Origin of the sequence: Hymenobacter sp. 102 (assembly GCF_049949205.1) — a bacterium.
GTDB lineage: Bacteria > Bacteroidota > Bacteroidia > Cytophagales > Hymenobacteraceae > Hymenobacter.
In genome coordinates, this window is the sequence record NZ_CP188172.1 from 1,267,506 (window position 1) to 1,289,859 (window position 22,354).

A 22,354-nucleotide genomic window follows, 5' to 3' on the forward strand; every position below is an offset into this window, starting at 1 on the left:
CCGCGGGCACGCTGAAATCTTTCCCAATCTGCGAATTAAGCGCATAAAAAAGCTCCGTCCGCTAAGCCGCTGACGGAGCTTTTTTATGCGCTGAGCGGGACAACTACGCGTTGCTTTCCGAAGAAGCGGCGCCGGTGCTTTCCTTTTTGGCGGCTCCGGCTTTGGCAGCGGCCGATTTTTGCGTTTTGCTGGCAGCGGCGCTGGTGGCATCCGCAGCTTTCTTCACGGCACCGGCGGCTTTGCTGGTGGCGCTGGAGGCAGGCTTGGCCGCTTTAGGGGCTGCCGCTTTTTTGGGGGCCGATGCAGGAGTAGCTTTTCCGCCTTTCACGGTGCGCTTGAGTTCCTCCACCTCGGCGTTGGGTGCCACGCCAACCGTTTTCAACAGCCGGGCAGCCAGGCCCTGAGCCTGCTTTTCCAGCTCCTTGCGCTTGGCGTCGGTATTTTTCTTCAGGTCGTCCATGATTTTGGCGCCTTCCTGCTCCGACAGCTTGCTTTCTTTCACCAGCGCATCGATGCTTTTCTGCACCCGGTCACTGGTCAGGGATGCGAAGCCAACGCCGGCGTTGATAAACTTCTTAAACAGATCTTCCATACGGCTGAAGAGTTAAAGGTAAAGGGGGATGAGAATGGAATGAACAGCCAAGCAGGCGGGCACCTGACCAGCAAAGTAGTATGCAAGCCGACTACTTTCAGCAAACCTACGAAAACACAGCTATATAGTTGAAGATGAGTGCAATTTTTTGTGTTCTCATCCAGCAAATTTTGGTTTCGCAACAGGATCAAAGTGACAGCCTATAGCCGCTAAGCTGCTTTGGCGGCTGTTTGTCCCCAAATCTCCGCAGTGAATACAGCCACTTGGTCGAGGGCGAGGCGAGCCTCGGGCAGAAAGCGCCAGAACAGGTGCCACCAGTGCACCAGCCCGTCGAATACCTGCAGCGTGACGGGAGTGCCGGCGGCGCGGGCTTTTTCGGCAAACCGCTGCACATCATCGCCCAGCACCTCGGCGTTGGAAATCTGGATGAGCAGCGGCGGCAGGCCATGCAAACGAGCGTGCACTGGCGACACCAGCGGGTGCGTGAGAGCAGTAGTGGAGGCGTACAGCGGCCCCCACCCGCGAATTTCCAAAGCTTCCAGCACCTGGCTTTCCTCCTGACACACCCGGCGCATCAGCCCCGAGGGAAGCATTAAATCAGTCCAGGGCGACAGGCCAATGGCGGCGGCGGGCAGGGCCTCGCCCCCGTCCCGCAGGGCCACCAGCAGCGACAGCGCCAGCCCTCCCCCGGCGGAGTCGCCGGCTACCATGATGTCCTCCGGCCTGTAGCCCTGGGCCAACAGCCAGCGGTAGGCCAGCAGGGCGTCTTCCAGCGCGGCCGGAAAGGGGTACTCGGGGGCTTTGCGGTAGTTGATGGCCAGAGCCACGACGCCGCAACGCTGGGCCAGCGTACCCACCAGCGCCCGATGCGTGTTGAGGGAGCCCAGCACGTAGCCGCCCCCGTGCAGATATAAAATTACCCGGCGGGTATCAACGCCGGCAGGACGCACCCACTCGGCGGGCATACCCTCCACGGAGGCGTCCTCCAGAAATACGTTCCAGGGCATCAGCTGCCCGAAGGATAGCAGTTCAAACGCCAGCCGCATGGCGGTCAGGCGGGGCCGCCGCCGGGCCAAAGGGCCGGTAGCTGCCGTTAATAACTGCTTTAGCAGCAGGTGTTGGGTGGAGGGCATTGGGGGAATTTTGAAGTAATCAGAGCGGGCAGACGAATGCTGAGAGATGAATGATGAGTTATGAATGCTGAATTGTAGTAAAAGTGTAGCGGTGCTCCTTGCCACCATTCAGCTCTCATCATTCATAATTCAGCTCTTATTTTTTCCCAGGCGGTGGCCTTTGTAGCCCCGAATGGCAATGGGAATCCAGCCTAGTACGGGAATAAAGAATGTGAGGGTGAAGGGGTTGCGCCACAGCATCCGCCAGTACGCGCCGGGGCTGCGCAAATCCAGGTCGAAGTCGCGCTGGCCGTGGCGCAGGTACTGGCGCTCAAACTCCTGAAACAGGGCCGGCCAGGCCCAGGGCAGAAAAAACGGGAAGTAGCGCCAGTTGGCTTTGATACGCTGCCACAGCTCCCGCCAGCGGTACGGGTGCTGCCCGTGCTGCTGCACGGCGGCATCCAGCTCCTGCTGCATGCGGCTGCGTACTTCGTTGGCCAAGGCTTCGTACTCTTCACGCGTCAGCTCGTCGCTAGTTTTTTCCGTCAGCTCGTAGGGCTTGATGCGGGTGCCCAGCACAAACGTGAGCTTGGCCGGAAACGCCATGTAGAAAAACCAGGGCTGCAGCAGCACCAGCAAGATAACCGGCCCCATTGGGATAAACGGAATACCGATTTTCTTGCTCAGCCGGTTTACCCAGGCCCAGCTGTAGGTGTAAGGGTTCAGATACTCCCCGTTGATGGTATAAAATGGAATGATATCGGTGCGGTGCTGGATGCCCAGGCGCACAATGCTGGTGGCCAGCCGCTGCAGCTGGTACTTGTTGTTGAACCCTTTGCCAATGCCGGGCACGCCCTCGGGGTACAGCATCAGGTTGTGGTCGTTGTAGAACATCATGGTTTCGAAGTTCAACGTCGTGGCATCCACGCACCCGGCCCGTTTCCAGAAGTCCTTTACCAGAAACGGGTTCATCAGCACCGACTGGGAGAGCATGGGGGCCGACAGCGGCCGGGGCAGGTCGCGCAGGTTGGGCAGCACGCGCCACAGGTGCGAAAGGGCCACAATGGCATCCCAGGGGAAGGCCATACCCGAGTGGTTGGAGGCAAAAATCAGGGGCCGCTCGGGGTTGTTGCGCTGGGGATACTTCTCAAACCCGACTAGCTGGGAGCGAAACCACACCCGGTCGAGCAGTTGCAGCACGTTGCGGTCCAGGGTTTCCACAAAGTGCTCATCAAAGTAGTCGGAATAGATATGCTGGTTGGCCAGAACGGCGGGCGGCGGCTGGGGTACGGCAGCAGAAGGGTGGGCCATGAGGGAAGCTTACGAACCGGCGACTGAAGCGGCCGGGGTGGGATGCGCTTCCAATGTACTGAATTTGGGCAGGTGCAGGTTACGACCGGGCTACTTGCCAGCAACCGGCCCGGCCGCTGGCCGCAAGGGCGGCTATATCTGTCGCCTCAGCCGTACGGTGGTGGTGTACAGCTCCCCATCGGGGCGCCGAACCACGAACAGGAGTTGGCGGCCATCGGCGGAGTGCAGCAGGCGGCTAAACTGATGTAGAGAGAAAAATTCGGCCGGCATCAGGTTAATTGACACGATTTCGTCGCCGGGTTTCATGCCGGCCTGCGCGGCTGGCCCACCGGGCTCAATGCGCATTACTTTGAAGCGGCGGTAGGTGGGCCCCAGTGCCAGCATATCAAAGCCACACATATCGTGCTCAAAGGGCTCTTTGAACAGGGCATTGGGGCGTAGCAGCAGCCGATTATGGGTATAGTCAATAACCACCCGGAACCGTTTCAGCAGCTCGAAACCCAGGTTGCCGTTGCGCGGGGCGTCCGTCCGCTGGGCTACATCGGCCGCGTCCGGGAACGAGGTGAGCAACGCCGGCAACCGGTAGCGGCCCAGCTGCAGTGCCGGTACCCGCCCCAGGTACCCGTTAATGTTGCCGCTCAGGCCCCGGCCCAGCGACGTGCGCAGGCGGTTTTCCGGCAGCACCAACCGCGCATCCGAAGTAGTTTCCAGGGACAGGGCGTGCCCGGCACCGGTATCCAGCACCAGCTTCAGGGGCAGGGTGAGGGAGCTGCTGACCTGTACTGGCAGCGTCAGGTAGGATTTGCGGCCCTCCATATCCAGCGGCAGGCGGGCCCAGCGTTTGCCGGCAGGGGCTTTGTACCGCTCCGGTTGATGGAAGGTAAGCAGCTGCTGCTCGGGGTCAATTTCTACCGCGAAGCTGCGGAACACATCGGAGCCCAGCAGGCCATGGACAGGCATGCCCACGTAGCCGGACAGGTCCAGCACATCCTCCGACAAGATCAGGAACGACAACTCGGGGGCTTCAATTTCTTTCCCGAAGCGCACACTCACGCCCCGGGTCTGGAACGCCTCCAACGGGCGCTCTTCCCCGGCCCCGGCCACCAGAAACCGGCCATGTAAAGACAGGTTCAGTTCCTGCCCCACGTTGGGGTCGGTGATGAGCGAAGTGCCGATGCCGGTATCCAGCAGAAAATTATACGGCCCCCGGGAATTCAGCCACACCTCCATCACAATCAGGTTGCGCTGCAGCAAAAACGGCATCCGCACGTGCCGGACGGTGGGCTTGACAAACCGGAACGGGCCCGGCTGGGCCTCCACTCTGCCACTGCCCATAGTCAGCACACACAACACGCTCCAGGCCACCCAGACCCGGCCCATGTACAGCCGCATTGCCCGCACAGTCAGCATTTTAACGCAGAGTAGAAGTTCTCTGGTAATTTACTAAAAAAGCGTTGCTCCCGCCCGCGCCTGAACAGGAAATATTCCTACTCCGGGCCCGCACGGAAACAGCGCATGGCGGAGGTTTCGGCCTCAGGGCTGCTCCCAGTAGCCCGGCGCGGCGTAGAACAGCTGTCCGGCCTGAATATGGAGCGGAGAAGCTACGTTGTTGTGGTAAAGCTGACCAGTGCCCAGGCCCTGGGGAAAATCGGGTGGGGCGCACTGGGCCGCCAGCTGGCTGATGGCATTCAGGCCCACGTTTGACTCCAGCGCGGAGGTTAGCCACCAGCCGATGCCGGCCGCTTCGGCCAGCTGCATCCAGTGCTGGCTGGCCCCCAGCCCGCCCAGCAGCGTGGGTTTCAGGATGAGGTAGGCCGGTTGGGTACGCTCCAGCAGCTCCTGCTGCCGGGCAGGCTCGGTCAGACCAATCAATTCTTCATCCAAAGCCACGGGCACCGGCGACTGGCGGCACACCTCGGCCAGCGCTGCCCACTGCCCGGCCCGGATGGGCTGCTCGATGGAGTGGAGCTGGAACCGGGCCAGTTGCTCCAGCTTGGCCAGCGCCTCCTCGGGGCGGAAGGCCCCGTTGGCATCTACGCGCAGGGTCAGCGTTTCGGGCCCGGCTACCGCCCGGATTTCCGCCAGGATGGCCAGCTCGGTGGCGAAATCCAAGCCGCCAATCTTCAGCTTCAGGCAGGTGTAGCCCTCCGTGAGCTTTTTCTCTATCTGCTCCCGCATGAAGGCAGCCTCCCCCATCCACACCAACCCGTTGATGGGAATACCTGCCTCCCCGTGACTGAAGGCATTGGTGTAAAGCTGCCGCCGCCCGCCGTGCTGCCAGTCCAGAATAGCTGTTTCGAGGGCGAAGCGCAGAGCGGGCCACTCCGGCCCCACCAGCTCCAGGGCTTGCCCGGGCTGCAAGTTTTGCAGTTGGCGGTGGTTGAATTCCCGCACAAAACCGGCCAGGGTAGCCGCGAAATCGGGCCGGTGGTCGGGGCTGAGGCCGGCCAGCGGGGCCGCTTCGCCCCAACCTACGCGTTCGGGCTGCTGGTCGTCGGAGAGGTAGAGGTAGTGGGCGGTATGCTCCGTGAGGGCCCCGCGGGAGGTGCGGGCCGGAAAGTTGAAGCGCAAATCGCGCTGGGAGGAGCGCAGCTGAAGCATAAGCACGGCGAAAAGGTGAGCAGGGAGCAATATACGGGCCGGCCGAACACACTACTGCCCCTAGTTGGCCGATGGCCAGCCGGGGGCAGTAGTATAGTTGGCCGATGGGGCCGATTACCGGGCTCCGTCGTGCTGTGTGGCGCTACTCGGCGGAGTTGGCCTGCGGGCCGCGGGTGCGGCTGGCCTGGCCCCCTTTGCGGCCGGCGGCGCGGGCTTCTTCAGAGGTGAACCGGTGGCCCCGGCCGCTCAGGTGCGAGGCCCGGCCACCCTCACTGGCAATGCGGCGCTGGGTGGCAGCATCCATGGCCGCAAAGCCCCGGGGGCGCTTGGCGGCGGGAGTTTCGGGCGTGGTACGGGAAGTTGGCTTGGTCGGCATCTTGCTCAGCGGTGAATGAAGTGGAAAAGGAAAGAACTGATTTGCGGGAAAGTCGTCAGGATACGGCCTAAAGTTGCCTTTTGTCTTGGTTTTATCGACTGAATACCCACTTTTACCGGGCAAAATACCGCTTTGTACTGATGAGCTACTCCGTATTACTACGGATAAACCCGTACTCCTGCCGGGCCAGGGTAACCGGGGCCTTCCTACTGAGAAAAACTACTCCTGCACTTCGCCGTTATGCACTATACTTGTTTGTCCTACCCGATTTTCTATGCTGCCTGTATCTGCCCTTGCTCCGCCCACAGTTTCCGCTTCCAGCCTGTCACCCACTGCCCGCTATGCGGCCGTGCGCCACCAAACCGAAAGCCTGTGCCGGCCGCTGCTGCCCGAAGATACCGTGGTGCAGCCCACGCTGGATGTAAGCCCCCCGAAGTGGCATCTGGCTCATACTACCTGGTTCTGGGAAACCTTTCTGCTTCGCCCCTACCTGCCCGATTATACCCTTTATCACCCCGATTACGCCTTCCTGTTCAACTCCTACTATAACTCCCTGGGCTCCCGCGTAAATCGCGCCGACCGGGGCACTCTCTCACGGCCGGCTTTGCACGAGGTGTACCAGTACCGGGCGTACGTGGATGAGCAGATGGCGCGGCTGCTGGCCTTGCCGGGGGCGCTGCCAGCGGCCGGGCTGGAAATATTTGAGCTGGGCCTCCAGCACGAGCAGCAGCATCAGGAGCTACTGGCCACCGACATCAAGTACATTCTGAGCACCAGTCCGCTGGCCCCTGCTTACCAGCCCGCCCTGCCCCAACCGGCCGCAACGGGAGCTCCCGAGGCCCACTGGCTCCCAGTGGCGGGGGGTGTGCACCGCATTGGCTTTCAGGAAGAGGGCTTCTGCTTCGATAATGAGCTGGGACCCCACGAAACCTACGTAGCCGATTTTGAGCTGCAGAACCGGCTGGTAACCAACGCTGAGTACCTGGCGTTTATGGAAGCTGGTGGCTACCGGGACTTCCGGCACTGGCTGGGCGAAGGCTGGGATTTGGTGCAGCAGCAGGGCTGGGAAGCGCCTCTGTACTGGGTGCTTCAGAACGGGCAATGGCACCGCTTCACGCACGGCGGCCTGCAGCCGGTGCAGCCCAACGCGCCGGTTACACACATCAGCTTTTACGAGGCCGATGCCTACGCCCATTGGCGGGGCTGCCGCCTGCCCACTGAGCAGGAGTGGGAAATAGCCGCCCGCCAGTTTCAGCCAGACCCGGCCGCCGGCACTTTCCTGGAAAGCCAGCTCTACGACCCCCAGCCCCTACCTGCCGATGCCGCCCCCGACCAGTGCCACCAGCTACTTGGGGACGCCTGGGAATGGACCTACTCCGCCTACCACCCCTACCCCGGCTACCAGCGGGCGGCCGGGGCCCTGGGTGAGTATAACGGCAAATTTATGATCAACCAGCTGGTGCTGCGGGGCGGCTCCTGCGCTACCCCGGAAAGCCACATTCGCATTACGTACCGCAACTTTTTTCAGGCCGACAAGCGCTGGCAGTTCACGGGCATCCGCCTGGCCCGGTAGGGCCGCCGCTGCTTGCCTTGCTCGTTGCCGGTTCTGTTTCGCCTCCAGATTTTCTTGTTCATGCCCGTTTCTGCCTTTCCAGCTTCCGCTCTTTCCTCTGCCACCACCGGTAACCCACCGCCCGCCGCTGCTTCACTAGTCAGTCCGCAGCTGGCCCAGCACGTGCAAGAGGGCCTCAGCCGCCCGTTCAAAACCCTTTCGTCTATGTATTTCTACGACGATGAGGGCAGCCGGCTGTTTCAGCAGATAATGGCCCTGCCGGAGTATTACCCCACCCGCACCGAATTTGCCCTGCTCACGCGTCATCAAGTGGCCATTGGCGAAGCGCTACGCCCGCACGACCCAGCCGAGCACTTTTTTCTGCTGGAGCTGGGAGCCGGCGACGGGCTGAAGACCAAGATTCTGTTGCGGCAGCTGCTGGACACGGCGGCACGCTTCACCTACGTACCGGTAGATATTTCGCAGGCCGCCCTGGATGGTCTCACGGCCAGCCTGCAGGCGGAACTGCCGAACCTGCAGGTGGAGCCCGTGGTGGCCGACTACGCCGATGCTCTGCGCCTGATGGCCGCCCGGCCCGGCCGGAAGGCGGTACTGTTTCTGGGCTCGAACATTGGTAATTTCTTCCCCGACGACCGGCTCCGGTTTCTGCGTGACTTGGTTCAGCCCCTCACCTCTGATGACCGGCTGCTGGTGGGCTTTGACCTGCAGAAAGATCCGCGCCGGATTCGGGCCGCTTACGATGACAGCCAGGGCGTAACGGCTGCTTTCAATTTCAACCTGCTGCACCGCCTGAATCGGGAATTGGGTGCCGATTTCGACCTGACCCACTGGCAGCACTACACTGACTACGACCCGCTGAGTGGGGCCGTCCGCTCGTTTCTGGTAAGCACCCAAGCCCAAACTGTGCAATTTGCGGCGTTAAACTGGGCCGTTGAGTTTGCGGCCTGGGAGATGATTCACACCGAAAACTCCTATAAGTTTACGCCCTCGGGTATTGCCGAAACCGCCCGCCAGGCAGGCCTGGCTGTGCAGCAGCTATTCACTGACGACCAGCGCTTTTTTGCCGATGCGCTGCTGCGGCCCATGGACCTGGCCTGATTACCGTTGCGGCCCTCCCACTACGTTAGTTCTTCCTCGGCCACCCTTCTGAAGGAACCGGCCTAACCCGCTCCATATGTCCGATGTTCTTAGCCTGGCTTCCGGCTACGGCACATTTCTTACCCCGGCCGTGGCGGCGCAGGCCGCCATCCGCAGCATTGAAGCGGGGCAGTTGCCCGTGGTGCCCGCTGCCGGCTTACCCGCATTGCAGGAGGCCATTGCCCGCCGCTATCAGCAGTTGGAGGGCACGTACGTGGCTCCGGAGCAGGTAGTGGTTACGCCCGGGGCCAAGGTGGCTTTATCGGTGCTGCTGAGCACGGTGCTTCGGGCCGGCGAGGAGGTGCTGCTGCCTACACCCAACTGGTTTGGCTTCGGCGAACTGGTAGCCCAGGCCGGGGGCGTGGTGCGGCCCCTGCCGCTTCGGGCCGCTGACACCTACACCCTGGACCCCGAGCAGCTACGGGAGGCCCTGTCGCCCCGTACCCGGGTGCTGCTGCTCTCCAACCCCAATAACCCCACCGGACGGGTATATCACCGGGAAGAACTGGCGGCCCTGCTGGCCGTAACCCAGGAATTTCCGGATCTGTACGTGCTCAGCGACGAGATATACGATCTGATCAGCTTCGCCGCCAAGCCTACTCCCTCCCTGCTGGAATTTCCGGACCCGCACGGCCGCCACCTGGTTGTGAACGGGTTCAGCAAGTCCCTGGCCCTGATTGGCTGGGGTGTGGGCTACCTGGTAGCCCCCGAGCCGGTAGCGCGGCAGTGTGCTGCCCGCCTACACGCCGGCGGCGGGGCCGTGGCCGTGCCGGCGCAACAGGCGGCTCTGGCCGCCACGCAGGCGGCCTTCAGCATTGCCAGCGGCTTGGTAAGCCAGCTGCACAACACCCGCCGCCTGCTGCTGGAGCGCCTGGCCGAGCTGCCCGGGGTGCTGCCCGTGGCACCCGAGGCCACGTACTACGCCTTCCCCGATTTGCGCGCCTACCTCCCCCCTGCCCCCGGCCCGGCGGAGGCGGCGGCCCGGTTGGTGGCGCATTTGCAGCGGGCCGGCGTAGAGGTAGTGGATGGTACGGCCTGCGGGGCTCCGGGCTTCGTGCGTCTCTCGTACGCGGTACCCGAGCCCGTATTGCAAGAGGCACTCAACCGGCTGCTGGGTACGTTGCGGCAGCTGGAGCCGGCCGGCTAGTCCGCCCACCTGCCGCGTTGCTCCGGCCTCATAAATCTTCGGCGGCAGCCGTTGCCGGGTGGCTTCCGCGTACCTTTGCGGCTGATTGTTTTTTGCCGTATGCCTCGCTCCGCTTCCTTCCGCTCCCACCTGCTGCCCACCCTCGACTTGGCCTACCCGGTTATGCTCAGCCAGCTGGGGCACGTACTGGTGAATGTCTGTGACAGCATGGTGGTAGGCCAGACGGGCAAGATTCCGCTGGCGGCCGTATCGTTGAGCGTGAACGTGAGCACCGTGGTGATGATGCTGGGCCTGGGTACCACCATGGGCATTACGCCGCTGGTAGCCGCCGCCGATGGCCGCCGCGACGTGCCGGGCCTGGGCCGGCTGCTGGTGAACGGGGTCTGGCTGAGCGTGGGTGCGGGCCTGCTGCTGGCCTGCCTGGGGCTGCTGGTGCCGCTGCTGCTGCCCTACCTGGGCCAGCCAGCGGCCGTGGTGCGCCTGGCCACGCCCTGGGTGCGGGTACTGTTCCTGTCTTTTTTCCCCCTGATGCTATTTCAGGGCTTTAAGCAGTTTGCCGAGGGGCTGGGCCTTACCCGCCAGGCCATGCTGCTCTCGGTGCAGGCCAACGTGCTCAATGCCGTGCTCTGCTACGGGCTGGTGTTCGGGAAGCTGGGCCTGCCCGAAATGGGCATGATGGGCGCAGCCTGGGCTACCCTGATTGCCCGGGTGCTGATGGCCATGCTGATGGCGGCCTACGTGCTGCTGGCCGTGCGCCTGCGCCCCTACCGGGAAGCCGCCGCCCACCAGCTGCTGCCCGATGCCGCCGGTCTGCGCCGGCTGGTGGGCCTGGGGGCTCCCATTGGCGTGCAGATGACCTTTGAAATGGGCGCGTTCAGCTTCGCGGGGCTGATGATGGGCTGGCTGGGCATTACGCAACAAGCAGCCCACCAGATTGCCATCAACGTGGCCTCCGTTACCTACATGGCCGCCAGCGGCATTGCCGCCGCCGCCACGGTGCGGGTGGGCAAATACTGGGGCAGCCGCAACGGTCCGGGAGCCCGCCAGGCCGGCCTGATGGCGTATCTGGTTACGTTCCTGTTTATGAGCCTGATGGGCTTGGTGCTGATTCTGGCCCGCCACCACATTCCGCAGTATTACAACCACGACCCGGCCGTACTTACCCAGGCTGCCACGCTGCTGCTCATTGCCGCTGCCTTCCAGATTTCGGACGGGCTGCAGGTGGTGGGGCTGGGCGTACTGCGCGGGTTGGAAGACGTGAAGGTACCCTCCGTGGTGGCGCTGCTGGCCTACTGGGCCGTGGCGTTGCCGCTGGGGTACGTGCTGGGCTTTCCGCTAGGCTGGGGTGCGCCTGGTATCTGGGCGGGGCTGCTGCTGGGCCTCACGCTGGTGGCCGGGGTGCTGCTCATCCGTTTCCGCAGCCGCCCGGCACTACGGCAGGCGGCCGTGAACGAACCGGCCCTGACGACGCGTTAAGCAGCCACCAGCCCCGGGCGCGGCCCGGGTTTCGGCCTTTATCTTCTGCCTACTCTATACAAGCTACATGCTGTTCTCGCTTGCCCCGCTCTGGCTGTTTAGCCTGCTGTCCGCCACTCCGGCGCAACCCGTGGCCCAGGTGCCCGCCAAGCCGCCCGTGCTGGCCTGGAGCGCCAACCGCCCACTTACCTGGGACGACTTCAAAGCTCGCCCCACCACCGACCGGCTGGAGGCCCTGACTTCCTCCACCATTGATGCCAAAGTGGGCTGCGTGGATTACCAGTTTTCGGCGCAGGTCAAGGCCGTATTTACGCCGTCCGAGTCGTGGGTACGCAACGTGGGCCGGGCCACCCCGGCGCTGCTCCGCCACGAGCAGCTGCACTTCGATCTGACGGAAATTCACGCCCGCCTGCTGCGCCAGAAGCTGAGCTTGGTGAAGCTGGATTGCGAGCATCTGCAGCCGGCCTTCAACAACATCACCAAAATGGCGTTTCTGACCTGGCAGCGCGAAGAAGCCCGCTACGACCAGGAAACCAACCACGGCCTCAATGCCGCCCGTCAGCAAGCCTGGGATCAGCAGATTCAGCAGCGGCTGGTACAGCTGGAGGCGTTTGCGGTGAAGTAATACTGGTTAACTGGTTAGATAGTCAGGCGGCTGGATAGCGAAAACTAACATCTATCCATTCAGCAGTTCAACAAGTCAACCACCTAACTACCCAACCACCCATCCTATGCTTACTTGGGCCGAATTTGAACAAGTGGACATCCGCGCCGGCACCATCCTGGAGGCCCGGGAATTTCCGGAAGCCCGGCGGCCAGCCTACCAGCTCCTGATTGACCTGGGGCCGGAAATCGGCCGGAAAAAATCCAGCGCCCAGATAACCCACCATTACACGCCCGCCGAGCTGGTGGGCCGGCAGGTGCTGTGCGTGGTCAACTTTCCACCCAAGCAAATCGGCCCGTTCCGCTCCGAGGTGCTGGTAACGGGCCTCCCTGATGCCGAGGGCCACATCGTGCTGACCGCCCTGGCCGGCCCCGTGCCCGATGGCAGCCGGCTGATGTAGGATGGTGAGATGGTGAGTTTGACGTTCAATCCGCCCGAACGGCGCTAGTAGAATATCAACCTCACTATTTCACCATCTCACTAAATCACCTTACGGATGCGGGGGTGGGCTGCCGGGCGTGGTGAGGCGGGCTTCGCGCAACGACAGGCTATCAACCACGGCGGCGTAAATAGCGTCAAGGTCCTTGTCGTGCACAGCGTAGTAGCGGTAGCTCTGCACGAAGGTGGAATCATCAATATTGTGCCGCCAGTACACGGCTTTCTGCGCCTGGCGGAACAGGGCCCGGGCCGAATCCTGGGGCAGGGCGGCGGCCTCAGTGCGGGCCTCCAGCAGGTGCATCTCAATCAGCACGCTAATCATCTTATCCTGGGGGATAAGCTTGGCGGGCACGGGCACTTCTTCGGGCTTCTGACAAGCCGTAACCAGCAGAGCCAGCGCGCATAAGCCGCTCAATAGGCGGCGGGAATATCGTTTCACGGTAGCAAAGTTAGGAGGAAGCCGTAGTTTAGAGGAAATGAAGCCTGCCGATTCGCCGTTCCAGCTCCTTGTACGCAAGCTCCGCCAGATGGAAATCCGCATTCTGAAAACCGTGGATGCCCAGCTGCAGGGAGATTTTCACTCGGTGTTCAAGGGCACCGGGCTGGAGTTCGACGACGTGCGCCTGTATCAGTACGGCGACGAGGTGCGGGCCATCGACTGGGCCGTTTCCAGCAAGGGCCATGGCACCTTCGTAAAGACGTATAAGGAAGAACGGGAGCAGCAGGTGGTGTTATTGCTGGACGTGAGTGCCTCCCAGCAGGTAGGGGCCGAAGGCCGGCGCAAGCTGGATGTGGGCCGGGAAATTTGCGGAGTGCTGGCCTTGGCGGCTGCCCGGCAGGATGCTCAGCTTGGCATTCTGGCCTTCTCCGATCAGAAGGAGCTGTACATGGCTCCTGGCAAGGGTACGCACCACGCCTACGGGCTCATCAAGCGGCTGTTTGCCTTGGAGCCCCGCAGCCGCCAAACGGCCGTGGCGGCCGGCATCAAACAAGCCCTGAGCCTGCTCAAGCGCCGCACCATTGTGCTGCTGATTTCCGATTTCATTGATGCTGACTACGAGCGGGAATTGACGATGCTGGCCCGCAAGCACGATTTGGTGGTGCTGCAGCTGCTGGATAAGCGGGAGCGGGAGTTTCCGCCGCTGGGCATCATTCCGCTGCACGACCAGGAATCGGGCCGCACGGTGTGGGTGAATACGTCTTCGGCGGCTTTCCGGGACCGGTACCGGGCCACCTACGAGCAGAACCGGGAGCAGATTGGCCAGATTTGCCGCCGCCACCGCACCGAATACCTCTCCATTGCCACCGACACCGACTTCGTTCCGCAGCTGGTGAATCTGTTTCGGCGGCGTAACCAGCGCGGGGCCCGTGGGTAAGTGGTGGGGGCAGTTGCGCCGGAGCTTGTGGGTGCTGGGCGGCGTGCTGCTGCCTTGCCTGGGCCTGGCCCAGGCCACCGACACCCTGCCCATGGGGCGCTTTCAGCGGCCGGGCGTGCGCGTGGGCGAGGTGCTGGAATATGAGCTTATCTACCGGCACGCACCCAGCCTGGCTGTCATCTTCCCCGATTCGGCGGCCGATTTTGCGCCGTTTGAGTATGTGAGCCGGCGCTACTACCCTACCCGCACCCGCCGGGGCCGCAGCCTCGACCGGGCCATTTACCGCCTGCGCACCTTCCGCCTCGATTCAGTTCAGACCCTGAGCCTGCCCGTTACCATCCTGCGCGGCCGGGATACGCTGCTGCTGCAAACCCCGCCCGCCCAGGTGCGCCTGGTGCGGGTGCTACCCGCCGGAACGGTACCGGAAACTCCGCCGGTGCTGCGCCAGAACCTGCAGCTGCAGCCCGTGGCACAGCAATTTAACTACCCGTACTGGCTGGCGGGGCTGGCCTCGGTGCTGCTGCTGGCCGGGGGGTTGGTGCTGGGTTTTCGCCAGAACCTGCGCCGCCGCTACCGCCGCTACCGGCTGCGCAAAAACCACGCGTACTTCCTGGCCCAGTACGCCCGGCACGTGGAGCGCTTCACCCTGTCCCGCTCTCTTACCAATATGGAGCGGGCCATCACGCTCTGGAAAAACTACCTCTCCACGCTCGAAGACAATAACATCAGCAGCCTGACCACCCGCGAAATTGTGGCCCACTACCAGAACGACGCCGACGTAGGCCTGGCCCTGCGCCTCACCGACCGGGTTATCTATGGCAATCAGGAGTCGGAGGATGAATCGGAAACCGACCTGGCGTTTGTGCTGCTGCGCACGTTTGCGGAGCGGCAGTTTCAGAAAGTGTACGCGGTAAGCTAACGGCGCAACCGGTTGATTAGCGCGCAGTTCCGCTACGCGCACAAGCGAAGCGAGTAACAGGCGTACGGTCCTTACGCTCCGGAACTCGCCGGCGGCTCGTGCGCGAAGCGGAGCTGCGCGCTACCTGTCGTATTGGCTACCCACGTTGCGCGCACGAAGCAGCGCTGCGGCACTGCAACCCGCGTTTCCTGCTTACTTTTGGCTTCTACTCTTTCCCCCGTGCATGCCCTGGCCTACTGCCCTGACGTATTTACTGGATAGTGTGCGCTACAGCACCCTGGCCAGCTATAGTTGGGAGCAGCCCCGCCTGCTGCTGCTGGTACCGCTGGTACCGCTGCTGTTTGCGCTGCGCTGGGTGCTGGCCCGGCGCCGCCGCTCCCGGCTGGGCGTGGCCTTCGTGGCCGGGCAGCTCCCCCGCGACTGGACTACCCTGCTGCGCTTCATGCCCGATGTGGTGCTGGCCCTGAGTCTGAGCTTTGGTATTGTGGCCCTGGCCCGTCCTCAGCGCACCGATGAGCGCGTAGTGCAGAATGGCGAGGGCATTGATATTCTGCTGGTCCTGGACGTCTCCAGCTCTATGGAGCTGCAGGATTTGCGCCCCAACCGCCTGGAAGCGGCCAAGCGCGTAGCCCGGCAGTTTGTGGATGGCCGCCGGGGCGACCGGATCGGGCTGGTGGTGTTTGCCGGCGACGCCTACTCCCTGGCCCCGCTGACCACCGACTACGACCTGCTGCGCGACGACCTGCAGAGCCTGCGCCTGGGCATGATTCCGAACGACGGCACGGCCATTGGCACGGCGCTGGGCGTGGCCACCAACCGCCTCCGCGACTCCCGCTCCCGCACCAAGGTGTGCATTCTGATTTCGGACGGCGAAAATACGGCCGGCTCCCTCGACCCGCTTACCGCCGCCCAGCTGGCCCACGCCTACGGACTCAAAATCTACACCATCGGGCTGGGCCAGGATGGGACTGTGCCCTACGGCACCGACGAGCAGGGCCGCCCCCGCTACGTGGAAACCCGCCTCGACGAAACCACCATGCGCCAGCTGGCCCAGGCCGGGGAAGGCCGCTTTTTCCGGGCCACCGACAACGCCGGCCTGCGCCAGATTTTCACCCAGATCAACCAGTACGAGAAATCCGAAATCAAGCAGACCCGTTACCGCAACACCCAGGACTATTACCGGTTGTACCTGTATTGGTGCGTGGGACTATGGCTGCTGTGGCTGGCCCTTAAAAACACCTTCCTGACGAATGCGCTGGAAGATTAACCCCGTTTCGTATGGCAATTGCCGATAATCTGCAGCAAGTAACCAGCCAGCTCAAAGGCACCAGCGCCCGGCTGGTCGTCGTCACCAAAACCCACCCCGTAGAGCGTTTGCAGGAGGCCTATGCTGCCGGCGCCCGCATTTTTGGCGAAAACCGGGTGCAGGAAATGGCAGCCAAGCAGCCCGAGCTGCCCGCCGACGTGGAGTGGCACCTCATCGGGCATTTGCAGACCAACAAGGTCAAATACATTGCCCCCTTCGTGCACACCATCCAGAGCATCGACAGCCTGAAGCTGCTGCTGGAGATTGAGCGGCAGGCGGCCCGGCACAACCGGGTAATTGCGGGCCTACTGCAGTTTCACATTGCCGAAGAAGAAACCAAAACCGGCCTCACGCTGCCCGAGGCCGAAGAAATTCTACGCTCCGAGGAGTACCGCGCATTGCGCCACGTGCGCCTCACCGGCGTGATGGGCGTGGCCACCTTCACCGACGACGAAGACCAGCTGCGCCGCGAGTTCCGCACCCTACGCGGCTACTTCGACAAGCTCAAGGCCCTGTATTTTGCCGATAACGACACGTTTCGGGAGGTTTCCATGGGCATGAGTGCCGATTTCCCGCTGGCCCTGCGCGAAGGCAGCACGCTGGTGCGCGTGGGCAGTGCTATTTTCGGAGCCCGGGGATGATTCGTTTTTCGGTATTGGCGGTTCGTTGTTCGTATCCGGATAAAGCAGCGTCAATTCGCCTCCTTCCCCGAAAACGAACCGCCAAGAACCGATTACTGACTTGCGAGCATCAATAAACGAACCACCAACAACCCAATAATGACCGCACGACTCATTCTTCAACTGGCCGCTTTGCTAGGAGCCCTGAGTGTGGGCATCGGCGCTTTTGCCGCCCACGGACTGCGCAAGATGCTGGAAGCCGCCGGCCGCTTCGAAACCTTTGAAACGGCGGTGCGCTACCAGTTTTTTCATACGCTGGCGCTGCTGGCCGTGGGGGTGCTGTGGTACCTGAAACCGGAGCTGCGTAGCCTGGGCACGGTGGCCTGGCTATGGCTGGGCGGTATTCTCATCTTCAGCGGCTCCCTGTACGTGCTCTGCCTCACGGGCATCACCAAGCTGGGGGCCGTTACGCCCATCGGCGGGGTGCTGTTCATTGCCGGCTGGATTGTATTGCTGCTGGCGGCCCGGCAGCTGTAATCTGCCCTGAGTACCCAATACAAAAAGGGCTTGCCAGTACTGGCAAGCCCTTTTTGTGTAAAATGCTTGTGAAGCGCTGCTTACGAAGCTTTCTTCTTAGCCTTGATTTTGTTGTCGCCGGCTTTCACTTTCTGCTTGGCGTCCTTTACATCAACGGGAGCCGAAACATCGGTGGTAGCCGGAGCGGCCGATACGGTGGCACCGGCCTCTACCACATTCCCTACCAGGGAAACCATGGCGTTGCCGTCCGCGGAATTCGACTCCACGGTGAGCACCTTATTCTGCATATTCAGCTTGCCGGCCGAATTAAACTTGGCGGTAATGGTGCCCGATTTGCCGGGCATAATGGGCTCCCGCGTCCAATCGGGGGTGGTGCAGCCGCAGCTTACCTGAATGTTGGAAATGATGAGCGGCTGGGTGCCTACGTTCTTGAATTTGAATGTGTGCTCCACCACGTCGCCGGTATGAATGGTACCGAAGTCATACTTCATTTCCTCGAACTGGATCTGGGGGCCAGCTGCTTTGGTTTGCGCGTTGGCAGGCTTTACGGCGGCCGTCTGGGCCTGGGCGCCGAGGCCCATCACCGACAGCGACAAGGCCAGGAAAAGTGCTTTTTTCATGAGTTGCGTGCGTGAATGCAGTTGGAAGGTAAGCAAAAGAAGGTAAGCAAAAATAGACGTTTCGGACGCCCGGCCAAGTTACGTGCCAGTTTTCACGCCGATGCGTGAAGCCACCGTGAAGTGTAACACACAAGCGGCCAATTTGGGTTCTGATTAAGTAGCTGTCCCGCCCCAGCAACTATCCGCCGCCGGGCCGGGATACTACCGGCTAGTCTTCCGGCTGGTCGCCGAGGAGGTTTTTGTTGAAGTTAAGCAGAAACAGCTTTTCCGAGGAGCGGGTAACGGCCGTGTACAGCCAGCGGGCAAACTCCGAGTTCACCATATCCTCCTTCAGAAAGCCGTGGTCCACGAATACGGCCTGCCACTGGCCACCCTGGGCTTTGTGGCAGGTAAGGGCGTAGGCAAACTTCACCTGCAGCGCGTTCAGGAATGGGTCTTTGCGCAGGGCGGCGGTACGCTCCTTTTTGGTTTCGAGGTGAGCATAATCCTCGCTGATGGCATCGTAGAGGGCCTTGTTGCGGTCGGCGGGCAGGGCGGGGCTTTCGGTGTGCAGGGTGTCCAGCAGCAGCTTGATTTCCATGTCCGGCTCGTCGGGGTAGTCCACCAGCCGCACGCGGGCATCAGCGAAGCGGAACCCGAACTCCTCGGTCGTCCGCAGGATTTTCACTACCTGCACAAAGTCACCGTTGGCCAGGAAACCAATGTCGGAATCTTTGGGCAGCCAGTAGTAGTTGTTGCGCACCACCATCAGGTAGTCGCCCGATTCAATTTCATCTTCGGCCTCAAACAGAATGCGGCGGATGTACTGGTTGTACTGGTTGGCGTTCTTGTTGGAGCGGCAGATGATGGTGCTGTTCTCGTGGCCGAAGTTCTTGTAGGCCCAGCGCAGGCCGTCCTCCAGCTTGTCGCCGCCCATCGAGAAAATATCGGGGTAGCCTTTGGTGAAGAATTGAATGTGGGGCTGCTCCTCGCGCAGCTCCTCCCGCAGCACGGTGGCGTTCATCAGAATCCCCGACGACTCGGCCTGGCGCATTACCTGGCGCAGCTCCACGGAGGCCACCTCGGCCCGGAAACGGTGGCGCAGCAGCTCGGCATCCAGGGCGGGGCTGAGCAGCTGGCCCACCGGGGGCAGCTGGGCCGTGTCGCCAATGAGCAGCAGGCGGTTGGATGGTTTCTCGAACACGTAGTTCATCAGGTCGTCGAGCAGGCCATTTTCCCCAAAGGCCTTTTCGTCGGAAATCATGGAGGCCTCGTCCACGATGAACAGGGTATCCTGGGCGCGGTTGGGCTGGCGCTGGAAGGCCAGGCCCTGGGCCGGCGTGCCGCTGGTCTGGCGGTAAATTTTCTTGTGGATGGTGCTGGCGGCCACCCCCGAGTAGGTGCTCATCACCTTGGCGGCCCGGCCAGTGGGGGCCATCAGCACGTATTTGCGGCCCATCTGGTGCAGCCACTGCACCAAGGCACTGATGACGGTGGTTTTGCCGGTACCCGCGTAGCCGCGCAGCACAAACGCCTTCCGCCCCGGCAGCGCATCGCCCAGAAACTTATCCAGCTGCTTGAACAGCGTGGCTTGGTCCTGGGTGGGCTCGTAGGGAAAATGGTCGCGGACGGAAGGAGTTCGGAGGGAAAGCATAAGCGGGGTATTCGGCTACAACAAAGCTACGCCGGTTTAGGCTCCCGATAAGTCCGGACTGTTTTTATTCAGTAGAGGCGGGCACGACGTACGTGTACCGCTCCCACAACCGAAACCCTTGCAGCAGAATCCGCCGCAGCACCTTCAGTTCCTGCCGACGCCACCGGGGCTTCCACGGGTGCGTGTGCGGCCCGCGGAAATCCATCTGCCCTTTCTGATTAAGTTGGATGATGCCGTCGTTCAGGTACAGCTTGTCGAACAGTCTGTTTCGGATGGTGCCTTTCTGATTGCCCAGAAACGGCTTGCCGATGCCGCTGCTCAAGTCATCGAACATATTCCACACCGTGAGAGTCTCCGTTGGCGGATTCTTTGCCGGGTGGCTTAGCCAGTTGAAGACGTCATCCATTTTTTGCAGTAATGGCTCTTCCGGCGCCAGCTGCACGCCCAAACCATCGGCTAGCTGCCGCACTCCGGCCGGTGAGGTGTACCGGGGCACCTGTCCGGCTTCGTCAGCCCACAGCCCGTCATCCTCCTCAGCAGTCCACCACAACGAATACCAATCCTGGCCCTGCCAACGGCACCAGCTGATGTAATACTCGGCGTCTGGTGGCGGCATGTTACTCTACCGGCAATGTAATGGTAAACTCAGTGCCCTGCCCCTCGGCCGACTCTACGCTGATGGTACCACCGTGGCCCTTCACGATGTCGTGCGACAGGGACAGGCCCAGGCCGGTGCCCTCGCCCAGCGGCTTGGTGGTGAAGAAGGCTTCAAATACTTTACGGCGCACTTCCTCGGGCATGCCGGTACCGTTGTCCGACACGCGTACTTGCACGGCGCCGGGCAGCAGGCGGCTATCTACGCGCACCTGGGGGGCGTAGTCGGCCTCGCCGGAGCGGTGGCGCTGCATTACCGCGTAGAAGGCATTGGTGAACAGGTTCAGCAGCACCCGGCCCATATCGGGCGGTACCACGGGCACGGCGGGCAGGTCGGGGGCCAGGTTGGTTTCCACTCCCACCACGGCCGCCGACTCCTGAAACTCCTGGCTCTGGCGGGCCAGGTGCAGATACTCCAGCACCAGGGCGTTGAGGTCGGTGGTGGTGCGCTGGCCGGTGCCGGCGCGGGCGTGCTCCAGCATATCCTTAATGATGGCCGAAGCCCGCATGCCGTGCTGGCTGATTTCCTGCAGATTCTGCCGCAGGCCCACCAGGATTTCGTGTTCTAGCTTTGGGCTATCAGGCTGATGGTCCATATTATCCACCAGCGACGTACTTACTTCCGCAAACCGCTTCATGAAGTTGAGCGGATTTTGCAGCTCATGGGCTATGCCGGCCGATACCTCACCCACAAACGCCCATTTCTCGGACTGCACCAGTTGATTTTGGGTTTGGCGCAGTTGGGCCAGGGTGCGCCGGTTGATGTGCAGCTGCCGGTACACTACTACTCCCAACCCCGAAATCAGGGCCAGGGCTATTAGGCTTATCAGCAGCAGTTGGTTGCGCTGACGCAGGCGCAGGGCCTGCACGGTTTTTTCTTGGCGAAGCTGGGCAATCTGGTCCTGCTGGGCTTGCTCTACCCGCTCGCCCTCGTACTGCGCCAGCAGGTTGTGGCCCTGCATACGGTTGAGCGTATCCTGAAGCGTGAGGTAGGCCAGGCTGTATTGCTGGGCTTTAGCGGGCGTACCGTGGGCGGCTTCAAAACGCACCAGCTCCCGCAGGTACTTGGGGCGAAGCATCTGAAAATTAGCGGCCGTGGCCATGGCGTAGGCCTTTTGCCAGTGCTTTTCAGCCGCGGGATAATTGCCGCGGGCCACGTAATAGCGGGCCCAGGTGGCATCCAGCGCAAACTCGCCAGGACGGCCGGTTATGTCCATTTTCAGGGAATCCGACAGGTATTGAGCCCGGGTGAGCAGCGGTAAAGCGGCGGCGGCTTGCCCCCGGGCCATCAGCAGCTGACTCTGCAGCAGGAAGGCGTAAGCCGTATATGTGCCCTTGTTGAGCGCATCGGCCCGGGCAGTTTGCAGGGCTTTGGCAATGTACTGCTCGGCGGCATGCAGGTTGCGCAGCTGCAAATACAAGCTGGCTACCGCGTGTTCGGAGTAGAACCGCTGCAGACCGGCTATCTGGGATTTATCGTTCCACTGCGCCGCCTGCTGCAGGTAATACAGCGCCCGTTGCGGATTGCCCCACTCGGCGTAAGTGCTGCCGGCCACCATCAGCTCGTTGCTGTACAGGCGGCGGTTGAATTTCTTCAGCAGGTCGGCGGCGTGCAGGTAATGGCTGATGGCCTGGTTGTAGTCGCCGCGGTGGCGGTAGGTACCTCCCAGTACCAGGTAGCAGGCCGCCTCGTTTTCCAATGGGCCGTGCACTTGGTACTGGCGCAGCTTGCGCTGGAAATACGCAAACCGGGTATCGGTCTGGCGCAGCTTGTTATACAAGGGTGCCAGGTCGCTGAGCAGAAACGGAACAGGCTGCCCGGCTTCATCAAACAGCTCAATGGCCTGCTGCATGGCACCAAGAGCCCCCGCGTACTGTTCCCGCTGCCATAGCCGCAGGCCGGTTTGCAGCTTCTGATACGGAGCTGCCGTAGCCAGCTGATGGGTACTGGCATTGAGGCGCAGCAGTTCAGCCACCAGTTCCACGGCCTGCTGCCGACGCACGGGCTCCGATAGTTCTGTGATGAGCACCAGGTGTGCTAACCGGGGTACGCGGGCGGTATCGGCGGCGTGGCGGTACAGTGTGCGGTGCAGCGAGTCATAATCCGCATTCCAATAGTGCCGCTGGGCCAGCCCGGGGCCGGCCAGCAGTAGTAGCAGCAGCACGCTAATCCATTTCATAGTAGCTATAATCTAAGCCTGAAGAACCGGGGCCGGTCAGCAGCAGATAATCAATGTGGGAATTATTTGGCACAATCCGGCC

The 22,354-nt window shown here is 62.1% G+C and carries 22 protein-coding genes; 11 read left to right on the top strand and 11 right to left on the bottom strand.

The annotated features are described in order from the left end of the window. Positions 1–103 precede the first annotated feature (103 nt). The 6 genes from ACN19L_RS05540 to ACN19L_RS05565 form a co-directional block, all read right to left on the bottom strand. Positions 104–592, bottom strand: coding sequence for a phasin family protein (locus tag ACN19L_RS05540; RefSeq protein WP_426492531.1), 489 nt, complete (start codon positions 590–592; stop codon positions 104–106). Positions 593–801: 209 nt separating this feature from the next. Next, the gene (locus ACN19L_RS05545; protein WP_426492532.1) at positions 802–1,725 is read right to left on the bottom strand and encodes an alpha/beta hydrolase; all 924 of its coding nucleotides are present in this window, start codon (positions 1,723–1,725) and stop codon (positions 802–804) included. Positions 1,726–1,854: 129 nt separating this feature from the next. Further along, positions 1,855–3,015, bottom strand: a complete 1,161-nt coding sequence (locus ACN19L_RS05550) for a hypothetical protein (protein WP_426492533.1) — start codon at positions 3,013–3,015, stop codon at positions 1,855–1,857. 132 nt (positions 3,016–3,147) lie between these two features. Beyond that, entirely contained in the window at positions 3,148–4,425 is a 1,278-nt protein-coding gene (locus tag ACN19L_RS05555) for a PDZ domain-containing protein (RefSeq protein ID WP_426492534.1), read from the bottom strand. Positions 4,426–4,548: 123 nt separating this feature from the next. Continuing rightward, positions 4,549–5,616 (bottom strand): o-succinylbenzoate synthase, encoded by a 1,068-nt coding sequence (locus ACN19L_RS05560; RefSeq protein WP_426492535.1) that lies wholly within the window; start codon positions 5,614–5,616, stop codon positions 4,549–4,551. Between the two features lie 142 nt (positions 5,617–5,758). After that, entirely contained in the window at positions 5,759–5,992 is a 234-nt protein-coding gene (locus ACN19L_RS05565; RefSeq protein ID WP_426492536.1) for a KGG domain-containing protein, read from the bottom strand. 274 nt (positions 5,993–6,266) lie between these two features. Here ACN19L_RS05565 and egtB point away from each other — a divergent pair, with 274 nt between their 5' ends. From egtB to ACN19L_RS05595, 6 genes are all read left to right on the top strand, one after another. Beyond that, the gene (gene egtB, locus ACN19L_RS05570) at positions 6,267–7,565 is read left to right on the top strand and encodes an ergothioneine biosynthesis protein EgtB (RefSeq protein WP_426492537.1); all 1,299 of its coding nucleotides are present in this window, start codon (positions 6,267–6,269) and stop codon (positions 7,563–7,565) included. Positions 7,566–7,625: 60 nt separating this feature from the next. Then, complete coding sequence (gene egtD, locus ACN19L_RS05575; RefSeq protein ID WP_426492538.1) at positions 7,626–8,663, top strand: L-histidine N(alpha)-methyltransferase; 1,038 nt, start codon at positions 7,626–7,628, stop codon at positions 8,661–8,663. A 76-nt stretch (positions 8,664–8,739) separates the two neighbouring features. Then, complete coding sequence (locus tag ACN19L_RS05580) at positions 8,740–9,849, top strand: pyridoxal phosphate-dependent aminotransferase (protein WP_426492539.1); 1,110 nt, start codon at positions 8,740–8,742, stop codon at positions 9,847–9,849. Between the two features lie 99 nt (positions 9,850–9,948). Beyond that, positions 9,949–11,325 carry an MATE family efflux transporter gene (locus tag ACN19L_RS05585; RefSeq protein WP_426492540.1) on the top strand — a complete coding sequence of 459 codons (1,377 nt, stop codon included), beginning with the start codon at positions 9,949–9,951 and terminating at the stop codon, positions 11,323–11,325. 67 nt (positions 11,326–11,392) lie between these two features. Further along, on the top strand, positions 11,393–11,950 hold the full coding sequence (locus ACN19L_RS05590) for a DUF922 domain-containing protein (protein WP_426492541.1): 558 nt from the start codon (positions 11,393–11,395) through the stop codon (positions 11,948–11,950). 106 nt (positions 11,951–12,056) lie between these two features. Beyond that, entirely contained in the window at positions 12,057–12,389 is a 333-nt protein-coding gene (locus ACN19L_RS05595; protein WP_426492542.1) for a tRNA-binding protein, read from the top strand. Between the two features lie 90 nt (positions 12,390–12,479). Here ACN19L_RS05595 and ACN19L_RS05600 read toward each other — a convergent pair whose 3' ends face one another. After that, positions 12,480–12,866, bottom strand: coding sequence for a DUF4296 domain-containing protein (locus tag ACN19L_RS05600; RefSeq protein ID WP_426492543.1), 387 nt, complete (start codon positions 12,864–12,866; stop codon positions 12,480–12,482). A gap of 37 nt (positions 12,867–12,903) precedes the next feature. On the opposite strand from ACN19L_RS05600, the gene ACN19L_RS05605 reads away from it, so the two are divergent. From ACN19L_RS05605 to ACN19L_RS05625, 5 genes are all read left to right on the top strand, one after another. Further along, complete coding sequence (locus ACN19L_RS05605; protein ID WP_426492544.1) at positions 12,904–13,803, top strand: DUF58 domain-containing protein; 900 nt, start codon at positions 12,904–12,906, stop codon at positions 13,801–13,803. After that, positions 13,796–14,722, top strand: a complete 927-nt coding sequence (locus tag ACN19L_RS05610; RefSeq protein ID WP_426492545.1) for a hypothetical protein — start codon at positions 13,796–13,798, stop codon at positions 14,720–14,722. Before ACN19L_RS05605 ends, ACN19L_RS05610 begins: the two co-directional genes overlap by 8 nt. 223 nt (positions 14,723–14,945) lie before the next feature. Further along, positions 14,946–15,989 carry a vWA domain-containing protein gene (locus tag ACN19L_RS05615; RefSeq protein WP_426492546.1) on the top strand — a complete coding sequence of 348 codons (1,044 nt, stop codon included), beginning with the start codon at positions 14,946–14,948 and terminating at the stop codon, positions 15,987–15,989. Positions 15,990–16,000: 11 nt separating this feature from the next. Beyond that, entirely contained in the window at positions 16,001–16,669 is a 669-nt protein-coding gene (locus tag ACN19L_RS05620; protein WP_426492547.1) for a YggS family pyridoxal phosphate-dependent enzyme, read from the top strand. A 138-nt stretch (positions 16,670–16,807) separates the two neighbouring features. Beyond that, positions 16,808–17,185: a DUF423 domain-containing protein gene (locus ACN19L_RS05625; RefSeq protein ID WP_426492548.1), complete on the top strand. Its 378-nt coding sequence runs from the start codon at positions 16,808–16,810 to the stop codon at positions 17,183–17,185. 80 nt (positions 17,186–17,265) lie between these two features. On the opposite strand, the gene ACN19L_RS05630 is transcribed toward ACN19L_RS05625, so the two are convergent. The 4 genes from ACN19L_RS05630 to ACN19L_RS05645 form a co-directional block, all read right to left on the bottom strand. Next, on the bottom strand, positions 17,266–17,805 hold the full coding sequence (locus ACN19L_RS05630) for a DUF1573 domain-containing protein (RefSeq protein WP_426492549.1): 540 nt from the start codon (positions 17,803–17,805) through the stop codon (positions 17,266–17,268). 208 nt (positions 17,806–18,013) lie between these two features. After that, positions 18,014–19,438: an ATP-dependent DNA helicase gene (locus tag ACN19L_RS05635; RefSeq protein ID WP_426492550.1), complete on the bottom strand. Its 1,425-nt coding sequence runs from the start codon at positions 19,436–19,438 to the stop codon at positions 18,014–18,016. A gap of 64 nt (positions 19,439–19,502) precedes the next feature. Beyond that, on the bottom strand, positions 19,503–20,054 hold the full coding sequence (locus ACN19L_RS05640) for a hypothetical protein (RefSeq protein ID WP_426492551.1): 552 nt from the start codon (positions 20,052–20,054) through the stop codon (positions 19,503–19,505). Position 20,055: 1 nt separating this feature from the next. Continuing rightward, the gene (locus ACN19L_RS05645) at positions 20,056–22,272 is read right to left on the bottom strand and encodes an ATP-binding protein (protein WP_426492552.1); all 2,217 of its coding nucleotides are present in this window, start codon (positions 22,270–22,272) and stop codon (positions 20,056–20,058) included. Between the last annotated feature and the right edge of the window lie 82 nt (positions 22,273–22,354).